Origin of the sequence: Streptomyces sichuanensis (genome assembly GCF_020328095.1) — a bacterium.
GTDB classification, from domain to species: Bacteria; Actinomycetota; Actinomycetes; order Streptomycetales; family Streptomycetaceae; genus Streptomyces; species Streptomyces cinnamoneus.
In genome coordinates, this window is the sequence record NZ_JAIXMK010000005.1 from 82,345 (window position 1) to 100,929 (window position 18,585).

Genomic DNA, 18,585 nt, shown 5'->3' on the forward strand with positions numbered 1-18,585 from the left:
ACATAGCCGACCGAATACGGACGGCTGACCACCGCTACCGTCCGTCAGAGGACCGCGACCGGGGTGACGGGCGAGCCCGTCCCGCCCGGGATGTTCAAAGGGGCCACCAGCAGCAAGAACGTGTGGCGGCCGGCCGCGGCGCAGGCGGCGGACAGCGCCTCCAGGTCGAGGTTGTCCAGCAGCGGCACCCCCATCGCGGCGACCGCGAGGGCGTGGACGGGGGAGTGCACGCCCTCGACCGGCGAGGGGCGTACGTCGCTGTCACCGTCGCCGCCGAGCAGGGCGATGCCGCGTTCCGCCAGCAGCGGCACGGCATCCACGTGGAGGCCCGCGCACGCCGCGTCGGCGTCCCAGGCACCCCGTTCCCGGCGGCGACGGAACCGGCCGACCCGCAGCAGCACCGCGTCGCCCTCGCGGATCTCCACGCCGAGCGCCTCCTCCGCGGCGACGACGTCCGCGGCGTGCACCGCCTCTCCGGGCTCCAGCCAGGTGCGCCCCTGGACGGCGGGCAGGTCGAGGAGCACCCCTCTGGTCACCAGGGGGCCGAGCGCCGCGACGTCGCCGAAGCGGGCGCCGCCGGCACCGACCAGCTCCCGCGCCGTGCCGCCGTCGTAGAGCCGGCCACCGTGGGCGACGTGGGAGAGCGCGTCCAGATGGCTGACGCTCTTGCCGTGGTAGTCGGCGCCGATGAAGTCCTTGTGGGTGGCGGGATCGGGAGCCTCGACGTCGCCGAGGTCGGACATGTAGTGCAGGGCGGGCTTGCGGTTGTCCGGCCCGCTCGCGGTATCCCACGGTCGTGCCATCGGGACGACGGCCCCGGACAGCACCAGGGAGGCAGCCTGCCGGACGTGGTCCGCGGTCACCCGGTTCCAGGCCCCCCGGCCGGCGTCCGCCCACCGGCCCCACGTACGGACCGTCGCGAAGAGGGCGTCGAACTCCTCGCGGGAGACGGCCGGGCCGTTGCGGACGGCGGCGGACGGGGGAGTGGGGTCATCGGTGGAGTGGCCGCTCGCCATGCGTCAGACGCTAACGCCCGGCCGCCCCGCCTGCCCGTCGGGGAGCGAGCGGCGTCACCCCCGGCGAGTGGGCGCTGTCATTCCCCGTGGCCTGCGGTCGCCTCGGGATGCACGCTGTCGCGGAGGACGCGCAGGCACGCGAGGAAGGCCGGGAGCTGTTCGGGCGTCAGCAGGCCGGTGTACCAGCGTTCGATCGTGGCCAGGTAGTCCGGCAGGAGCCGTACGAGCCGGCCGGCGCCCTCGTCGGTCAGCACCGCGTAGGTGCTGCGGCGGTCGCCGGGGAAGGACTCCCGGCGCACCAGGCCGGCGCGCTGCAGACGGTCGACCACCCGCGTGATGCCGCTGGTGGACAGGGACGTCTGGGCGGCCAGGTCGCTCAGCCGCAGGCGTTGCCCGGGGGAGCGGCTCAGCCGCATCAAGGCGTTGAGGTCCAGTGACGACACGCCGTTCTCGTCGAGCACGGGCTGCAGCTTGGCGTTGAGCCCGGCATGGGCTTCCAGCAGGAGCCCCATCGCCGTGAGGCGGGGGTCGGTGAAGAGTTCCTCGGTGTCCACGCCCCGAACCCTACCCGAGACGCTTGATGCGCGGATAGTTGACACGAGGAATATCGGCGTGTAGTTATTTGTCTCAGCAATATTCCTCGCGTCAACTAACGCAGCTCACGAAGTCTTGGAGAGTCGAGTCCCATGGCACCTCAGATGTTTGCGATCACCCAGCGTTCCTTCGGCGGCCCGGAGGTGCTGCACTGCACGCAGGCCGAGCGCCCGCAGGCCGGCCCCGGCGAGGTGCTGGTCCGGGTCCGCGCGGCGGGCGTGAACCCGGTCGACGCGGCCGTCCGCGCCGGCCGTTTCCCCCTCTTCCCCGAGCCGCCCTTCGCCCTGGGCTGGGACGTCGCGGGCGAGGTCGTGGCGGTGGGCGAGGGCGTCACCCGCTTCGAGGTGGGTGCCGAGGTGTACGGCATGCCGCGGTTCCCCGAGGCCGCGGGCGCCTACGCCGAGTACGTCGTGGCCCCTGCCGGGCAACTCGCCCTCAAGCCCGCCGCGCTGACGACGGCGGAGGCCGGCGCCCTGCCGCTGGCCGGACTGACGGCCTGGCAGGCGCTGGTGGGCATCGCCCGGATCGACGCCGGGCAGCGAGTGCTGATCCACGCGGCGGCGGGTGGGGTCGGGCATCTCGCCGTGCAGATCGCCAAGGCCCGCGGCGCCCACGTCATCGCCACGGCACGGGCGGACAACCACGCGTTCGTGACGTCACTGGGTGCGGACGAGGTGATCGACTACACGACGACGGACTTCGCGACCGCTGCCGGCCCGGTGGACGTCGTGCTCGACCTGGTCGGCGGCGAGTACGCGCCGCGGTCCGTGCGCACGCTCCGGCCCGGCGGCCTGCTCGTCACCACGGTCGGCCACCATCCGGGGATGACCGCCGAGGAGGCGGAGCAGCACGGCGTCCGCTTCGAGACGGTGTTCGTCCAGCCCTCCGGCCCGGACCTGGAGAGCCTCGGCGAGCTGGCCGAGGCGGGGAAGCTGCGCGTCCACGTCGGACGGGAGGTTCCCCTGGCGGACGCGGCCACGGCCCATCGGCTCGGTGAGGCCGGCAGCGCCAAGGGCAAGACCGTCCTCATTCCCTGAAGGAAGCCGGCAGGCGCGGGGGCCGGAGGACGGAGCGGGCGAACGCACCGGCCGCCCGGCGGTCCGGCCCCCTCGGGGGAGGACCGGCTCGCCGGGCGGGCGGGGTCAGGCCGAGTGGCGTCGGCGGCGTACGTACAGGACGCCCGCCCCCAGGGCCGCCAGGACGAACGCGCCGGAGGCGCCGGAGGCGAGAGGGACCCAGGAGCGGGACGGGGTCGCGGGGGCGGCCTGTTCCCTGGCCGGCGCCTCAGCCTCTGCGTCGGCCCGTCCCCCGGCCTGTGCCGCGTCCGGGGCGTAGCCGCCGGCGAGGCCCTTGCGGTCGTAGGACGAACCGGGCAGCTTGTCGCCGTAGCGCTTGGTGACGAGCTGCTGGTACGCCGCGAGGGTGACGCGCGGCTTGCCCTGCAGAGCCACCTCGGCCTCCTTGTTGAGGGGCTCGACGGTGCCGCTGCCGCTCAGCCGGTACCAGGCGTGGATCTGCGGCTCCATGAAGGTCTGTGCCTGGTCGGTGCCGCGTTCGGCCGCGCTGATGTCCGTGTCGCCGTCGCGGATGCCCGCCAGTTGCCAGCTCCGGCCACTGCCCTGTCCCGGGGCGAGCAGGACGGCGGCCTGGTGGCCGTTGGCGGCCGAGACCCGCGAGGCGAGGTAGGAGAGGCGCAGGGCGGATGCGGCGGTGGCCTTGGTCTTGCCGGTGACGAACTCGGGCGCGAGCTCGTAGAGGGGGACCGGCTTCTTGAGGTCGAAGCCGGGTGCGGCGCCGGCGGCCCCGGGGTTCTGTGCGACGCCGCGCGGGGCGCCGGCCGTGCCGCCGTCCGCACCGGCAGCCGGAGTACGGCGCTCGGCGGACGTCAGGAACCGGGAGACGGTGTCGTGGACCTGGCCGGAGCGCAGCACCTGCTGGGCGGCGGTCACGTCGGCCGGGGCGGGGGCGGCCGGCCCGTCGGCGGCCTGCGCGGGCACGCTCGCGCAGAGCGTGGTGGCGGTGGCGGCGGCGAGCAGGGCGGCGGAGCGTCTGATCGTACGGGTGTGGTTCGGGCTCATGGTGTCTCGTCTCCTAGCCGTGGATGCCGATGCGCGAGTGGGTCCACCGGAAGGAGTTGTTTCCGGCGTAGGTGTTGTAGTTCCACCAGGTGTAGGTCTGGGTGCTGGGCCAGGGGTCGCCGACCGCGATCATGTTGCTGGCGCTGTCGTAGCCGTAGATGACGTTCATGTGGCCGCCGCCGGAGGTCCAGCCGATGCGGACGGCGAACGGGCGCCCGCCCGCGATCTCGCTCTGCGTCTCGCTGAAGGAGGCGTTGCGCCACAGGTCGGTGCCGCTGTTGCGGAAGCCCATGTTGCGCAGGCCGTTGGCCATGTCGCCCAGCGTCGCGGGCTGGTTGTTGCAGTCGAGGCCGCTGTTGCCCTGGGCGGCCAGGCGGCAGAAGTCGTACTGGTTGTAGTTGGTGTAGCCCCAGTAGTTGGCGATGGTCAGGCCGGAGGCGTCCCAGCACCACTGGTCGCGGACCTGCTTCTGCATGCCGATGTTGAGGAGCTTCTGCCCGCTGGGGCGCGAGGTGTCGCAGACCGGCAGGCCGCCGGTGTCCTCGCGGATGAACGCGTCGGCGAGGTAGTAGGTGCCGGACCAGATCCAGCGGGAGTTGTTCTCGACGACGTCGCCGGTGGTGCGGCAGGCCATGGGGATGCGGTCGCCGACCCGGGACGTTCCGGTGACGCCGGCGGAGAGCGACGGCGCGGAACGCTGGTTGACGGTGCTGAAGTTGCCCTGCCCGCCGACGACCGTGCCGGAGACGACGGCCTGGGCCTGCGGGGCGATGCTCAGCAGCAACCCGCCGGACAGCGCGGTGGCCATGGTGGTCAGAAGGGCCTTCCTGCCCCTTCTGCGGCCCGGCACGCGGGCCGGTGTGCGCGTTGATATATGACGTGACCTGCGGAATCTATGCATGGGGGGTTCCTCTTTTGCTGCTGTGCCGTTGTGCCTGATGTGGCAGAGGCTGTTGGTCAGGGGCGGCGGGCCCGGCGCCGCAGGAGTAGGAAGGCGGCGATGCCTCCGACGCCGGCGACCACCGCGGTGGCGCCGAGAGCCACCGTGCCGGGCGTCGGTTCGTCCTCGGCCGCGGTCCGGGGGGACGCGGCGGCCGCGGCCGTGTCCGCGGGCGGGTTCGCCGCGGCCGCAGACGCGGGCGCCGGTGCCGCGGTGTGCTGCGGCGCGACCGGGCCCGCCGGTGCGCCGGTGGGTGCCGTGAGGGACGCCGGCGTCACCTCGGTCCGGGACTCGGCGCGGCCGAGCGCCGGGAAGGCCGTCTGCACGGTGAGCGTCCATCGGCCGGCGGGCAGGGCCTCGGCGGTGGTGAAGGTTCCGGGCTCGCCGGGGACCGGCACGAACCGCCAGGGGCCGAGCGTCGTGCCGTCGGCCGAGGTCGCGGTGACGGTGCCGGCGACCTTCTCGTTCACGGGGTGGCCGTCGTCCTCCCAGGTCGCCTTGGTGGTGGGGTGGCCGGCGGCGACGCCCGTGACGGTCAGATGGATGGTGTCGCCGTGGGCGTGTGCCGCCGTCCCGGACCCCAGGACGAGCAGACCCGCGAGGGCGGCGGCCGCTGCCGTGCGGCGGCGATCGGGCATGAGCTGGTGACTCCGGTACGTGGGGGTGTGCGGGGATCCGGGGAGAAGAGGACGGCAGGGGCTCCCGCACGGCGGCCCCTGCCGTCGTGGAGTGGTTCAGGAGGCTTTCTGCAGGGTCCAGCTCTGGTAGCCGGAGCTGTCCGGCTTCTGGAGTTCGAGCAGCCACGCCCCGTAGTACGGTCGCTTGCCGACGCTCAGGACGAGCGAACCGTCGCCGGCGGCGAGGTGCAGGCCGTCACCGGAGCGGGTCAGCTTCCACTGCTGGGCGGCGTCGCCGGAGCAGGGCTGTTGCGCGACCCACTGGCCGACGCTCGCAGCGCCGCCGAGCTGCAGGCACTTGCCGGACACCGCCGAGCGCAGCCGCACGCTGCCGCGACCGTTGTCGTCGAGGTACCACTGCTGGGGCGTGAAGCCGTTGGGCTGGGAGCCGACGAGGACGGTGCCGTCCGCGGTCTTGCCGCCCCAGATCTCGGCCGCCATCCCGGTGTGCCCGTTGGTCAGCGTGTACCGGGTGCCGGGCTTGGTGGTGGTGCTGCTCACGGGCGGGGTGTGGAACGTCACCGCACGGCCGGGCCTGGCGTCGCGTCCGGCCTGGTCGCGGACCGCGACGGCGATCGTGTAGTCGGTGTCGGGCCGCAGGTGCTGGATCCGCGCCGAGTTGGGCTGGACCCAGGCCAGGTGGCTGCCGTTGAGCAGCAGCTGGTACCAGGCGGCGGAGGGCGCCGCGGGCCAGCTGACCACGGCCGAGTCGGACGTCAGCTGTCCGACGACGGGCACGGGGCCGGTCGACGGTCCGGTGCTGCCGGTCGGCTTCGGCGTCGGCGTGGGCGTCGGGTTGGGCCCGGGGTCGGGCCGCGTGCCGTTGCCGGTCATGAGGAACTGGTTGTTCGCGACGTTCCAGTGCGTGGCCAGGTAACTGCCGGGCTGCGGACTGGTGTGGAAGTAGTCGTCGTGGTTGCAGTCCAGACGCTCGTCGTGGCCCCGCTCGGTGCAGACGTTGCGCATGGTGGGGTAGTACGGCGCGTCCGAGTAGCACATGACGTCCCACTCGTCGGTGCAGTGCGCGGCGCGGCTGGTGTTCGGGGCGCTGTTGTTCACCGCACCCAGGTTGTGGCCCAGTTCGTGCGCGGCGGTGGAGCCGCCCCAGCATCCGGCGTCCGTACGGCCGTAGGAGGGACCGAAGTTGCTGAGGTTGGTGGGGCCGGGACGTTCGTCACCGTTGAAGGTGCCGATACCGCAGTAGACCTTGGCGTCCGCGAAAATCATGTACTTGCGGTCGCGGCGGTCGAAACCCTTCGCCGCGAGGGCGGAGTTCATCGCGCTGAACTCCGACAGTGCGGAGCCCGGCACCTCGACGTTGAGCACGGACGGCGTGCAGTCGGCACCGGTGACGAACCGGATGTGCCGTACGCCGCCGGTCTCCTGGGCGCTGGCGAAGTAGATGGTGTCGGCGTCGGCGGCCCATGTGCGGAACGAGCCCAGGTATTCGGCGTACCGGTCGTTGCCGGGGGCGTGGACGTACACCACTTGCACGCGATTGCCGGTGGTTCCGTCACCGTCGCACTGCACGGTCTGGCCGGGGGCCGCCGCCTTTCCGCCCGGGGTGCCCGGGGTGGGCGCGGGGGCGGCGGGCGGCGTCTTGGCGGCGGCGCTGCCGGCCTGGCGGGCGTCGACGGTGGCCGTGGTGCCGGCGGAGGGCTGCCCCGGGGACGCCTTCTCGGTGTCCGTGGCGGGGCGGTCCGGTGATGCGGCCGTGTCCTGGGTCTTCACCGCGGGCGGGGTGTCCTTGGCGATGTCCACGCCCTTGGGCGGCTTGTCGGGCCCGTGCGTGCACCGGCCGTCGGTGGTCCGCAGGACACCGGCGCAGCGGTCGCCCTTGGGCGCGGGGTCCAGGCCCTTGTAGACGAGGCCCTGCGCACGGTCGTCGTCGGGTATTCGGGTCACCGGTTCCGGCGTCCTGTCGTGCGCGGGTGCCGGAGCCGGACCGTCGGCCGTCGTCTGTGCGGCGACGGTCCCGGGCCGGGACGACTCGCGGTCGAAGACGCCGCCGAGCACCGCCGCACCGGTCAGCGCCCCCGCTGTGACGGCAACTGCCGCAACGAACATGCCGCGTTTTCGTCGCCGTTGCCGAACCTGTCTTCTGCGTCCGGGCAAAGCCACTCCTCATTTCTGTGGGGGAGTTGTGGGGGTGGCCGGAAGTGTGCCAGAGCAGACGCTCCGTCAGACAGGGGCGTTTAGTGCTGCGCATTCGGGTGCATGCTTCAGGGAGATGAACGTGCGGCGGCGGAAGTGAAGGCCAAGTCCCCTTGAATTACGGAGACTTGAGTCGGCGGCAGTTAAAGGTCCATTCCAATGAATGGCGATTCCCGAGCCCCTGCTTAATAAGATCGTTACCTCGGAATGACTGATTCCGTTTGTGTGCAATTGCATAGCGTGGCGGCGATATCACCCCTTGATCATCTTCTTGGGGATTTCTTTATGTGACTCATGAGTAACTCGAAGGGGGGCTCATGGGCCGCAATTGCGGCCGACCGGGGCAATCCCGGCCCCGGTCTGTCCGGGTGTCGCGAACCGGTGCCGTGAAGCGCGAACCGGTGCCGTGAAGGGGGCGGGGGAGTCCCGAGCCGCTCCGCATACGCCGACGGCCGGCGGGTGGCCGTGGGCGGGCACCGATGCCGAAGGGCATCGGTTGCCGCACCACTGCCACCCGCCGGCCGTTGTGCCGGTTCAGGCGGGTCCGTCCGTGTCTGTCCGGGTCAGACCGTCGGGGCCGGGTAGGTCGGGTACTCCACCCCGGAGACGTGCTGGACGACGCGGATGACCTGGCAGGAGTAGCCGAACTCGTTGTCGTACCAGAGGTAGAGGATGGCGTTGTCGCCGTCGACCTTGGTGGCGCCGGCGTCGACGATCGAGGCGTGCCGCGAGCCGACGAAGTCCATGGACACGGCGTCGGGGGCGGTGGTGAAGTCGATCTGGCGCTTCAGCGGCGAGTTCAGCGAGACGTCGCGGAGGTACTCCAGGACCTCCTCGCGGGTGGTCTCGCGACCGAGCCGCAGGCTGAGGATCGCGATCGAGACGTCCGGCACCGGGACGCGGATCGAGCTGCCGGTGATCGGCGCCTTGAGGTCCGGCAGGGCCTTGGCGACGGCGGAGGCGGCGCCGGTCTCCGTGATGACCATGTTGAGCGGCGCGGAACGGCCGCGACGGTCGGCCTTGTGGTAGTTGTCCAGGAGGTTCTGGTCGTTGGTGAACGAGTGGACGGTCTCCACGTGGCCGCGCAGCACGCCGTACTCGTCGTCCATCGCCTTCAGCGGCGGGACGATCGCGTTCGTGGTGCAGGAGGCGCAGGACAGGATCTGCTCGTCCGGCTTGATCGTGTCGTGGTTGACACCGTGGACGATGTTGGGGACGTCGCCCTTGCCCGGCGCGGTCAGGACGACCTTGTCGATGCCGGGGCGCAGGTGCTTCGACAGACCCTCGCGGTCGCGCCACTTGCCGGTGTTGTCGATGAGGATGGCGTTGTCGATGCCGTACGCCGTGTAGTCGACCTCGGACGGGTCGTTGGCGTAGATCACCTTGATCTCGTTGCCGTTGGCGACGATCGTGCTGTTCGCCTCGTCGACGGTGATCGTGCCCTGGAACTGGCCGTGGATGGAGTCGCGGCGCAGCAGGGAGGCGCGCTTGACGATGTCCTGGTCGCCGCCCTGGCGGACCACGATGGCGCGCAGGCGCAGGCCGTTGCCGGAGCCGGCCTTCTCGATGAGCAGACGGGCGACGAGGCGGCCGATGCGGCCGAAACCGTACAGGACGACGTCGCGCGACTCGCGGCGCTCGATCTTGTTGGCGCCCGTGGCGCCGGCGACGGCCCCGGCGGTGAATTCCGCCACCGAAAGACCGCGGTCATCGGCCTTGTAGGTGGCGGCGAGCATGCCGATGTCGATCTGGGAGGGGCCGAGATCGAGAGTGGTGAGAGCCTGCAGGAACGGGAGGGTCTCGGTGACCGAGAGCTCCTCGCCGGCTATCTGGCGGGCGAACCGGTGGGTCTTGAGAATGCTGACCACCGACTTGTTCACCAGGGAGCGGCTGTGAAGGAGGACCGTGACGTCCCGCTCCCGCTGCAGCTTCCCGATGATCGGGATCATCGACTCCGCGATCTCCTCGCGGTTCTTCCAGTTAGTGAACGCGTCTTCGTTGACAGTCACAGGCTTATCTCTCGATCGAGCTAGGCGGTGCTCATATGCTAACCCCACGCCGCTTTGATCAATCGGGGGGTGCCCGGGGCTGGGGGGCGGTGATCGGGGGCGGGGCGGGTGAAGGGGCTGGGAATCGAAGGCGGGGTCGGGTGGAATGTCCGGCATTGATGCGTATTGCCCATGCCTGTTGTCTGTGTGATCTCCGTGAACCACGGCTCTGATGTGATCCGCGTCGCGGCGCGGGGGCTGCCGTCGGCCGGAGCGGAGTGGTCGCGTCGCGCTCATCTGTGACGGCCGGGCGGCCCCGCCGGCCGAGGCTCCCGCGCCAGGGCCGGCGGATGCGTGCCGGGCGGCCGACGTCCTGGCCGCCCCCCCCGGGTGCGCGGGAGCGCCGGGTACGGGCCGGTCGCGGTCGGCGCGGGGCTCACGGCGGCGCAGGCCGCCCGTCCCTCAAGAGCAGCTGACTGACCGTCGGCGGATGGGGCACCGGGCGGCAGGGGCCAAAGGGCGGTGGTGCAGGATGACTTCGCGCGCCGGGTCACCTTCACGGTCCGGCGCGATCGTGATTTCTCGGAACAGGCAGGTACAAGGTGACGCATCGTTACTCCGGGCTTACGGCGGCGCTCGGCGCCGGCGCTCCGGTCTCCGGGAGCGAGAGGGGACGCCGGTGAACCGCGACCTCACGGCGCACGACGTCATCGTCGCGGGCATCGCCCTGGCCGCCGGCCTGGCCGCGGCCCTCGTCCTGCGGGTCATCCTGCGCTGGCTCGCCGAACGGGCCCGCAGGACCAAGTGGGCCGGGGACGACATCATCGTCGACGTGCTGCGCACGCTCGCCCCCTGGTCCGCCGTGGCGGGCGGCGTGGCCGCGGCGGCCGCGGCCCTTCCGCTCACGCGCTCGGTCGGCCACGTCGTCAACGAGATACTGACGACGTTCGTCATCCTGACCGCGACGTCCACCGCGGCGCGGGTGGTCGGCGGCCTCGTGCGGTCGGTGGCGCAGTCCCGCTCCGGGGTGGCCGGCTCGGCCACGATCTTCGTCAACATCACGCGCATCGCGGTCATGGCGATGGGCTTCCTCGTCGTCCTGCAGACCCTCGGCATATCGATAGCGCCGCTGCTCACCGCCCTCGGCGTGGGTGGTCTCGCGATCGCCCTGGCGCTGAAGGACACGCTGGCCAATCTCTTCGCGGGTGTGCACATCCTCGTCTCGAAGACGGTGCAGCCCGGTGACTACATCCGGCTCAGCACCGGCGAGGAGGGCTACGTCGTCGACGTCAACTGGCGCAACACGGTGGTGGAGCAGCTCAACAACAACCGGGTCATCATCCCCAACGCCAAGCTCGCCGGCACGAACATGACCAACTTCACCCGCCCCGAGCAGAAGCTGTCCGTCACCGTACAGGTGGGCGTCGGCTACGAGAGCGACCTGGAGCACGTCGAGCGGGTCACCAACGAGGTCGTCGAGAGCGTGATGAAGGACATCGGCGGCGCCGTCCCCGACCATGAGCCGGCCGTCCGGTTCCACACCTTCGGAGACTCCAGGATCGGCTTCTCGGTGATCCTCGGGGTCGGCGAGTACAGCGACAAATACCGCATCAAGCACGAATTCATCAAGCGTCTGCACCAGCGTTACCGCGACGAGGGCATCCGCATCCCCGCTCCGGCGCGGACCGTGTCCCTGCAGCCGGGCGCGGAGGCAGTGATCCCGCACCCGCGCGTCCCGCTCGACGCCCTGACGGAGGCTGAGCCCCGTGTCTGACCGGAGCGGACCGCAACGCGCGTAGTCCCGCCCCGCCCCCATCCCCCGTCACCTGACGTCTTCGCCTTGCGCAGGGCGCTCGCGGACGGTGTCGGGGGCGGGGGGCCCGTAGGAGCGCCTGCCGGCCGCGTACCACCAGACGGTCGCCAGCAGCAGTACGGCGGCCAGGGCGACGGGCGCGTAGTTGAAGCTCCGGGACGTCACGGGGTAGCTCTGCGGAAGCAGGAAGAGCACGGTCACGAACGCCACCCACAGCACGGCGATCCCGCCGATGAGCGGCCCCCGCCTGCCGAGCGTCCACGGGCCGGGCCGGAAGGCGCGGCGATGACGCAACCTCAGGTAGATGGGGATGGCATAGGCGGGGGTGATGCCGATGACGTTGATGGCCGTGATCGCTCCGTACGCCGTGGGGCTGTAGAGGGAGGGAAGGGCGAGGAGGCCGGCGACGACGACCGACAGCCACACGGCGGGGCGCGGGGTGCCGGTACGGGCGTCGACCCGGCGCCAGATGCGGGAGCCGGGCAGGGCGCCGTCGCGCGAGAAGGCGAAGACCATGCGGGAGCACGCGGCGACCTCGGCGTTGCCGCAGAACAGCTGGGCGACGATGACGATCAGCAGCAGCGCCTTGGCGGCGGACGGGCCGAGCGCGTCGAGGAAGATCTGGGCGGGCGGGACGCCGGTGCCGGAGTTCCGTGTCCCGGCGTAGTCCTGGATGGCGAACGTCAGCCCGGCCAGCAGCAGGAGCCCGGCACCCCACGACCAGGCGATGGCGTGCACGATGCCGCGGGGCGCGTTGGTCCGGGCCTCGGTGGTCTCCTCGGACAGATGGGCGGAGGCGTCGTAGCCGCTGAAGGTGTACTGCGCCAGCAGCAGACCGATGAGGACCACGTACCACTGCGCGCTCCACCCCGTCTCGTTGACGAATGTGCCGAAGACGAAGGACGGCGACCGGTGGTGGCTCGGCACGAGGGTCAGCGCGCCCACGATGACGGTGACGCCGGCCAGGTGCCACCAGACGCTGACCGAGTTGAGGACGCTGACGAGCCGCACGCCGAAGAGGTTCAGAACGGCGTGCAGGGCGAGGATGCACAAGAAGATCACGAACGTGGAGCCGGGCGTGGGCTCGAAGCCCCACTGGAGGCCGGCGAACGCCCCGGCGAACTGGGCGGCCCCGTAATCGATGCCGGCGATGGCCCCGAGCAGCCCCAGCAGGTTCAGCCAGCCCGTGTACCAGCCCCAGCGCCGGCCTCCGAGGCGGTCGGCCATGTAATAGAGGGCGCCGCTGGTCGGGTAGGCGCTGGTGACCTCGGCGAGACCGGCACCGACGCACAGCACCATCGCACCGACCGCGATCCAGCCCCACAGCATCACGGCCGGCCCGCCGGTGGTCAGACCGAAGCCGTAGAGCGTCATGCAGCCGGAGAGGACCGAGATCACGGAGAACGAAATGGCGAAGTTCCCGTGCCGCCCCATGCGGCGCGTCAGCTGCGGCCGGTACCCCAGCTGACGTAAGAAGGCGTCGTCCGACGGGGCGTCCGGTAACGATCGACGTACGGCACTGGACGATCTCGGGCCGAACACGGCAGTGACCTCCTGGGTACGGATCCGGTGGGCGCTTCAGTATCGAGGGCCCAAGAGCCGAAGAGGAGAGGGCACCCTTGCGCGACCCGCAGCCACCGCCGCCCGCGTGGCGCCTCGATCCCCTCCTTCGACGCCGGTCTCGTGCAGACCGTCGGCCTCCCGCGGGACGTCGCACGGATCCCCATGCCCGGCCTGGGATGCGCCGGCGGGGCCGCGGGTCTCGCGCGCGTGCACGATTATGTGAGGGCCTTCCCGGTCGTCCACCCCGGCGGCCCGAAGATCATCGACGCCGTGTGCCGCTCCCTCGGCCTGTCACCCGTCGCCCTCACGCACACGCGCGCCTCGCTCGCCGACCACGGCAACATCTCCTCCGCCTCCGTCCTCGACGTCCTCCGCAGAACCATGACCACACGTCCCGTCCCGGCCCCGGGGATCCCACGGTGTGCTCATGGCCTTCGGCCCCGGCTTCACCGTGGAGCTGCTCCTGCTCCGCTGGTGAGTACACCCAAGGAGTGGAGCCTGCTCCCCACAGGGAGTAGTGCGAGCCTGTTGCGCCAAGTGCGACCCGGTGGCTGCTTTAAGGATGGGCACATGTCACTGCCCGCTCTGCCTCCTCTGCGCCTTCTGGCCCGTCGCGTCGTCCCGGCCGTGCTGGCCGCCCACGTCGTACTGGCCGCCGTTCACCCCGCATCCGCCGCATCCGCTGTGCAAACGGCCGCCGGTTGCACACCGGCCGCCTGTGGCTCGGTCATCGTCGCCCCGCTGTCCCAGGCGCCCCCGGACAGCGGCCCCTGCACCAGCCCGGAACCCGTCGTGTGCATGATCCGCAGCGAGACGCCGAGCGAGCGCAAGGTCTCCCGCGAACAGCGGATCCGCTACCACGGGCTGCTGGAGGACATGGAGCGCAAGGCGTGCAGAATGCGGGCCCGGGGGCGCTCGGAGGAAGACATCGCCCGCACGCTGGTCCAGATGCGCAACGACGCCAAGGACATCGTCCGCGCCGGCATGACCCCGCAACAGGTCGCGGAGCTGGAAGCCCGCAACCAGGCGAAGTACGGCAACCCCCTCGGCCCGACGGCGGAGCAGCTGTACGCCAAGTACGGTTCCTGGGAAGAGGTCAGTGCCGCCGCCACGCGCACGAGCGAGGCCGTGGACCACGAGCTCGGCCTGGAATTCCGGCACTGCTCCTGCGACGCCCTCCGGGCGGCCTGACACCTCGGCCACCGATGAGCGCGGCCCCGGGCGCGAAAAGCGTTTGACGCCCGCCGGCCTCCGGCGATCGGATGGCGCCCCATGAGCACAGGGCAGATGCATCCCGGCGAGCACCCCCTCGGCGACGCCCTCGTAAGACGCCTGATCGAAGGACAGTTCCCCCAGTGGGCGGGGCTGGCGGTGGAGCGGTTTCCGTCCGGTGGCACCGTCAACGCCATGTACCGGCTCGGCGACGGCATGGTCGTCCGGCTGCCGCTGGTGCGGGGCGGAGTCGAGGACGTACTGGCGGAGCGGGAGTGGCTGCCCCGCCTCGGGGCCCGGTTGCCCACGGCCGTCCCCGAGGTGCTCGGGGCCGGGCAGCCCGCCGAGGGGTATCCGTGGCCGTGGTCGGTGTACCGGTGGATGGCGGGGGAGCCCCCGGAGGCGGGGGCGTTGAGCGAACCCGTGCTCCTGGCCGGGGACCTGGCCCGGTTCGTGGCGGCCATGCGGAGCATCACGCTGCCGGGGGCGCCGCGGGCGCACCGCGGCGGGCCGCTCGCCTCGCTCGACGCATCGACCCGGGCGGCGATCGAGGAACTGCGCGGGCTCCCGCAGGAGGGCGTCGACTGCGATGCCGTTGCTGCTGTGTGGGAGGACGCGCTGCACGCCCCGGTCTGGGACGGGCCGCCGGTGTGGCTGCACGCCGATCTGATGCCGGGCAATCTGCTGGTGGACGGCGGCAGGCTGACGTCGGTGATCGACTTCGGGTGCACGGGGGTGGGCGATCCGGCCTGCGATCTGTTCCCGGCGTGGAACCTCCTGCCGGCCGGAGCGAGAGGGGTCTTCCGCGAGGCGCTCGGCGTGGACGACGCGACCTGGAGCCGCGGCCGGGGCCGGACGCTCTCGCAGGCGCTGATCGCCCTGCCGTACTACCGGAAGACGAACCCGGCGATGGCGGACAACGCCCGGCACGTGATCCGGGCGGTGCTGGGAGACGGGTAGGCACGACGGCAGAGGCGGGAGACGCCGGTTCCTGTGGCCCCACGAGGCCGCACAGGGCCGCAACGGGTGGCGGACGGCGCAGTCCGGGGTGGTGGGCGGTCGCGTACTCCGCCGCACCGCTGTGAAACGCTGCACCGGGATGCCCGGCAGGCCGGTTCGCCGGGCCGGAAGCCAGGAAGCGCGGCGAAGAGAAATGTCAGACAGTGCGGGCTGGGCGTCTGCCCCTGCGGCCCATCGTGATGCCATCGAGGCGGAGACCGCCAGGTTCGTGGAGGTGGTCGAGGGCGCAGACCTTGCGGCCCCGGTGCCCGGCTGTCCGGGCTGGACGCTCGTGGACCTGGTCCGGCACGCCGGCAGCGTGCAGCGCTGGTTCTCCGTCCTGCTGCGCCAGCTCGTCCAGCAACCTCCGCGGAGCCGCGACGTCGACCTGCAGTTGCCGGCTCGGGAGGACGGGTACGCCGCCTGGCTCGCGGCGAGCGCGGCCGAGGCCCGGAGCGTCTTCGCGGTCACCGACCCGGAGGCCCCGATGTGGGCGTGGGGCGCCGACCAGCATGCGGGGTTCTGGGTGCGGCGGATGCTGTTCGAGACGCTGGTGCACCGGGCCGACGCGGAGTTCGCCGTGGGACGGCGACCTGTGATCGACCGCGATCTCGCGACCGACGGTGTGGACGAGTTCCTGGTCAACCTGCCCTTCGCCGCGTTCTTTGCCCCCAAGGTCGCCGACCTGCGGGGCAACGGCGAAACGGTGCGTTTCCGCTGCACCGACACCGACGGCGACTGGCTGGTCCGCCTCCGGCCCGACGGCTTCGGCATCGTCGCGGGTGACGAGGGCCCTGCGGACGTCACCGTGCAGGGAACCGCCGGGGACCTGCTCCTCCTCGTGTACGGCCGTCTCGACCGTCGCTCCGACGCCTTCGAGGTCCACGGGGACGAGGAACTGCTGACGCGCTGGTTCGCCCACTCCGCGTTCTGAGACCGGCCTCGCACACGGGCGGCCACGCGACGACGTCGGGTGGCCGCTCCCCCCGACGGCCCGTCGGCTACCCCGCACGCCGCGTGATCAGCGCCTCCAGGCCGTCCAGGATCCGCTCCAGGCCGAAGGTCAGGGCCTGGTCCTGGGCGAGGGGCTCGGCTGCAGAGGCCATCGCGGACACCAGGGACGGGTAGCCGTCACCGTGTTCCCGCATCACTTCGCCCAGGAGCGCCACCAGTCGGGCCTCGGGCCCCTCTTCGCCGGTCGCGCGTGACTGGAGGGCGATGCCGCGGACGTGGCTGGTCAGCAGGACCACCGCGTCTAGGCGCTCGGCGCCCGTGAGCCCCGTTCCGTCCAGCGCGGCCAGCGCGTGCTCCGTCCAGGACAGCTCGTTCGGCCCCATGAGGCGCGGCCCGACCGTCGCGTCCAGCAGCCACGGGTGACGGGCGAAGACCCCGGCGAGGGCGTGGGACCAGCCCGTCAGACGCGTGCGCCAGTCGCCGGCCGCGGGCTCCGGCGGAGCGGCGATCGCCGCCTCCACCATCAGCGCGACGAGCTCCGCCCTGCCCGGGACGTAGCGGTACAGCGACATCTTCGTCTTTCCGAGCTGCTCCGCCAGCCGCTGCATCGACAGGGTGGACAGTCCCTCCGCGTCGGCGATCGTGACGCCCGCGCGGGCGATGCCGTCGAGGCTCAGCGCCGGCTTGGGGCCGCGCTTGGGCTGGGGATGCGGGCCCCAGAGCAGCCGCATCACGTCGTCGGCCATGACCTCTCCTCTTGTCCTCTTGCACGAATCCAAAACTGTGTCTACCGTACACAATCAGAAACAGCGTCCGACGGACGCAGTTATTGGCGAGGGAGTCGCAGGTCTCATGGGCAAGAAGGTTCTGATCTCGGGTGCGAGCATCGCCGGTCCGGCGCTGGCGTACTGGCTTGGCCGTCACGGCTTCGACGTGACCGTCGTCGAGCTGGCCCCCGGCCTGCGCGAAGGCGGGCAGGCCGTCGACTTCCGCGGGGACACGCACCTGTCCGTGCTGGAGCGCATGGGTGTGCTCGACGACCTCCGGCGGATCCGGACCGGCGGCAGCCCCATGGTCTGCGTCGACGAGCGGGGAAGGACGCGGCTGCGTCTGCCCGCCGACTTCGCCGGCGGCGACATCGAGGTGCTGCGCGGCGATCTCGCCCGCGTCCTGTACGAACACAGCCTGCCGTACGCCGACTACCTCTTCGGCGACTCCGTCAGCGAACTCCGGCAGGACGCCGCCGGTGTCCACGTCCGGTTCCGCAGTGGCCGGTCGGCACCTTCGACCTCGTCATCGGTGCCGACGGGCTGCACTCCACCGTCCGCCGGCTCGCCTTCGGGCCGGAGGACGACTACGTCAGCCACCTCGGGTACTACGCGGCCACCTGGAGCCTGCCCCACCACACGGGTCTCGGCTTCGGCGAAGGGTCCGTCGGCGTCAACGTGCCCGGGCGCTTCGCCAGCGTCGGCACGGACAACCGGAACCCGGAGACGGCCCGCGCCTTCTTCGTCTTCGCCGCCGACCGGCTGACGTACGACCGCCACGACCAGGAGCAGCAGAAGGCGATCGTCGCCCAGGCGTTCGCGGGGGTCGGGTGGGACGTTCCGCGGCTCCTGGAGACCCTGAAGGACGCGGACGAGCTGTACTTCGACTCCATCAGCCGGGCCGACGTCCCTCGCTGGTCCAACGGCCGCGTCGCCCTCCTGGGCGACGCGGCCTGCGGGGCCACCATCGGCGGCATGGGGACGGGCACCGCCGTCGTCGCCGCGTACGTCCTCGCCGGCGAGCTGGCGGCGGCCGACGGCGACCACACCCTCGCCTTCGCCCACTACGAGGATCTGCTGCGGGAGTACGCCCAGGGCTGTCAGAAGGGCGGCGACCGCACCGGCAGGTTCCTCGCCCCCGGCAGGCTCGGGATCCGCATCCGCAACTGGATGCTGAGCCGGCCCCGCGTCCTCGACTGGATGCTGGAGGAGGGCAAGAAGGTCGCCGGCATCGACCTCCCCGACTACGGACTCCCGGACTCCCGGACGCTCGCCGGGAGCGGGCGGCGGGCCGGGGCCGGAGCTAGCTCTGCACCTCGCGCACCCAGGCCGTGAGGCCCGCCACGAAACCGGCCCGCTGAGTGGGTGTCAGGCCGTCCAGGGCGCGCAGCAGGGGCTCGCCGCGCAGGGCGACGAAGGTTTCGAGCGGCCGGCGGTACGGCTCGGCCAGGGACACCAGGATCCGGCGGCGGTTCGCCGGGTCCTCGGTGCGTTCCACGACCCCGGCCCGGCTCAGGCCGCCGACCAGCTCGCTGGCGGTGGGCACCGACACGTGGAGCCGCCGGGCGATCTCGCTCACGGTCAGCGGCTCTCCGGCCAGCAGCTGCGGCAGTACGGCGCCGTGGCGCGGCGTCAGCCCGTGCGTCTCCATCGCCTCGCGCAGGGGCGCCGGCATGAGTCCCCGTACGACCGCACCGCGGTAGTACGGCTCCAGGAGCGGCACAAGGCCGACGATGCGTGTTTCGTCCGCGGTCGGCGTCCGGGGCGTCTTCCCGGTCTCGGAGGTGTCGTGCATACTGCGAGTGTAGATGCTTTGTATATCCAAACTAT

16 protein-coding genes and 2 pseudogenes are annotated in these 18,585 nt (G+C 71.7%); 8 read left to right on the plus strand and 10 right to left on the minus strand.

What is annotated here, in order from left to right:
• Positions 1 to 44: 44 nt before the first annotated feature.
• The gene (locus LE181_RS03555; protein ID WP_225659463.1) at positions 45 to 1,016 is read right to left on the minus strand and encodes a cyclase family protein; all 972 of its coding nucleotides are present in this window, start codon (positions 1,014 to 1,016) and stop codon (positions 45 to 47) included.
• A gap of 77 nt (positions 1,017 to 1,093) precedes the next feature.
• On the minus strand, positions 1,094 to 1,570 hold the full coding sequence (locus tag LE181_RS03560; protein WP_225659464.1) for a MarR family winged helix-turn-helix transcriptional regulator: 477 nt from the start codon (positions 1,568 to 1,570) through the stop codon (positions 1,094 to 1,096).
• A gap of 132 nt (positions 1,571 to 1,702) precedes the next feature.
• Here LE181_RS03560 and LE181_RS03565 point away from each other — a divergent pair, with 132 nt between their 5' ends.
• Positions 1,703 to 2,647, plus strand: a complete 945-nt coding sequence (locus LE181_RS03565; RefSeq protein WP_225659465.1) for an NADP-dependent oxidoreductase — start codon at positions 1,703 to 1,705, stop codon at positions 2,645 to 2,647.
• A 105-nt stretch (positions 2,648 to 2,752) separates the two neighbouring features.
• On the opposite strand, the gene LE181_RS03570 is transcribed toward LE181_RS03565, so the two are convergent.
• From LE181_RS03570 to LE181_RS03590, 5 genes are all read right to left on the minus strand, one after another.
• On the minus strand, positions 2,753 to 3,688 hold the full coding sequence (locus LE181_RS03570) for a hypothetical protein (protein ID WP_225659466.1): 936 nt from the start codon (positions 3,686 to 3,688) through the stop codon (positions 2,753 to 2,755).
• Between the two features lie 13 nt (positions 3,689 to 3,701).
• The gene (locus LE181_RS03575; RefSeq protein WP_225659467.1) at positions 3,702 to 4,496 is read right to left on the minus strand and encodes a papain-like cysteine protease family protein; all 795 of its coding nucleotides are present in this window, start codon (positions 4,494 to 4,496) and stop codon (positions 3,702 to 3,704) included.
• Positions 4,497 to 4,645: 149 nt separating this feature from the next.
• Entirely contained in the window at positions 4,646 to 5,266 is a 621-nt protein-coding gene (locus tag LE181_RS03580) for a hypothetical protein (RefSeq protein ID WP_225659468.1), read from the minus strand.
• 96 nt (positions 5,267 to 5,362) lie between these two features.
• Positions 5,363 to 7,372 (minus strand): RICIN domain-containing protein, encoded by a 2,010-nt coding sequence (locus tag LE181_RS03585; protein ID WP_225659469.1) that lies wholly within the window; start codon positions 7,370 to 7,372, stop codon positions 5,363 to 5,365.
• A 650-nt stretch (positions 7,373 to 8,022) separates the two neighbouring features.
• Complete coding sequence (locus LE181_RS03590; protein ID WP_225659470.1) at positions 8,023 to 9,468, minus strand: glyceraldehyde-3-phosphate dehydrogenase; 1,446 nt, start codon at positions 9,466 to 9,468, stop codon at positions 8,023 to 8,025.
• Between the two features lie 658 nt (positions 9,469 to 10,126).
• Between LE181_RS03590 and LE181_RS03595 the strand changes: the two genes are divergently transcribed.
• Entirely contained in the window at positions 10,127 to 11,221 is a 1,095-nt protein-coding gene (locus LE181_RS03595) for a mechanosensitive ion channel family protein (protein ID WP_225659472.1), read from the plus strand.
• Between the two features lie 48 nt (positions 11,222 to 11,269).
• Here LE181_RS03595 and LE181_RS03600 read toward each other — a convergent pair whose 3' ends face one another.
• Complete coding sequence (locus LE181_RS03600) at positions 11,270 to 12,802, minus strand: amino acid permease (RefSeq protein ID WP_225659474.1); 1,533 nt, start codon at positions 12,800 to 12,802, stop codon at positions 11,270 to 11,272.
• Positions 12,803 to 12,985: 183 nt separating this feature from the next.
• Here LE181_RS03600 and LE181_RS03605 point away from each other — a divergent pair.
• The 4 genes and pseudogenes from LE181_RS03605 to LE181_RS03620 form a co-directional block, all read left to right on the plus strand.
• A pseudogene (locus LE181_RS03605) lies at positions 12,986 to 13,138 on the plus strand (hypothetical protein); the annotation flags it as partial.
• Between the two features lie 255 nt (positions 13,139 to 13,393).
• Entirely contained in the window at positions 13,394 to 14,014 is a 621-nt protein-coding gene (locus LE181_RS03610) for a hypothetical protein (RefSeq protein WP_225659620.1), read from the plus strand.
• Positions 14,015 to 14,095: 81 nt separating this feature from the next.
• Entirely contained in the window at positions 14,096 to 14,995 is a 900-nt protein-coding gene (locus LE181_RS03615; protein ID WP_225659475.1) for an aminoglycoside phosphotransferase family protein, read from the plus strand.
• A 193-nt stretch (positions 14,996 to 15,188) separates the two neighbouring features.
• Entirely contained in the window at positions 15,189 to 15,968 is a 780-nt protein-coding gene (locus LE181_RS03620; RefSeq protein WP_225659476.1) for a maleylpyruvate isomerase family mycothiol-dependent enzyme, read from the plus strand.
• A 67-nt stretch (positions 15,969 to 16,035) separates the two neighbouring features.
• On the opposite strand, the gene LE181_RS03625 is transcribed toward LE181_RS03620, so the two are convergent.
• Positions 16,036 to 16,734: a TetR/AcrR family transcriptional regulator gene (locus LE181_RS03625; protein WP_225659477.1), complete on the minus strand. Its 699-nt coding sequence runs from the start codon at positions 16,732 to 16,734 to the stop codon at positions 16,036 to 16,038.
• Positions 16,735 to 16,840: 106 nt separating this feature from the next.
• Between LE181_RS03625 and LE181_RS32100 the strand changes: the two are divergent.
• Positions 16,841 to 17,206: pseudogene (locus tag LE181_RS32100) on the plus strand (FAD-dependent oxidoreductase); the annotation flags it as partial.
• A gap of 92 nt (positions 17,207 to 17,298) precedes the next feature.
• Positions 17,299 to 18,090: a Rossmann-fold NAD(P)-binding domain-containing protein gene (locus LE181_RS32105; protein ID WP_263868414.1), complete on the plus strand. Its 792-nt coding sequence runs from the start codon at positions 17,299 to 17,301 to the stop codon at positions 18,088 to 18,090.
• Here LE181_RS32105 and LE181_RS03635 read toward each other — a convergent pair.
• The gene (locus LE181_RS03635; protein WP_225659478.1) at positions 18,059 to 18,550 is read right to left on the minus strand and encodes a MarR family winged helix-turn-helix transcriptional regulator; all 492 of its coding nucleotides are present in this window, start codon (positions 18,548 to 18,550) and stop codon (positions 18,059 to 18,061) included. The two genes, LE181_RS32105 and LE181_RS03635, sit on opposite strands and share 32 nt — an antisense overlap.
• Positions 18,551 to 18,585: the final 35 nt, after the last annotated feature.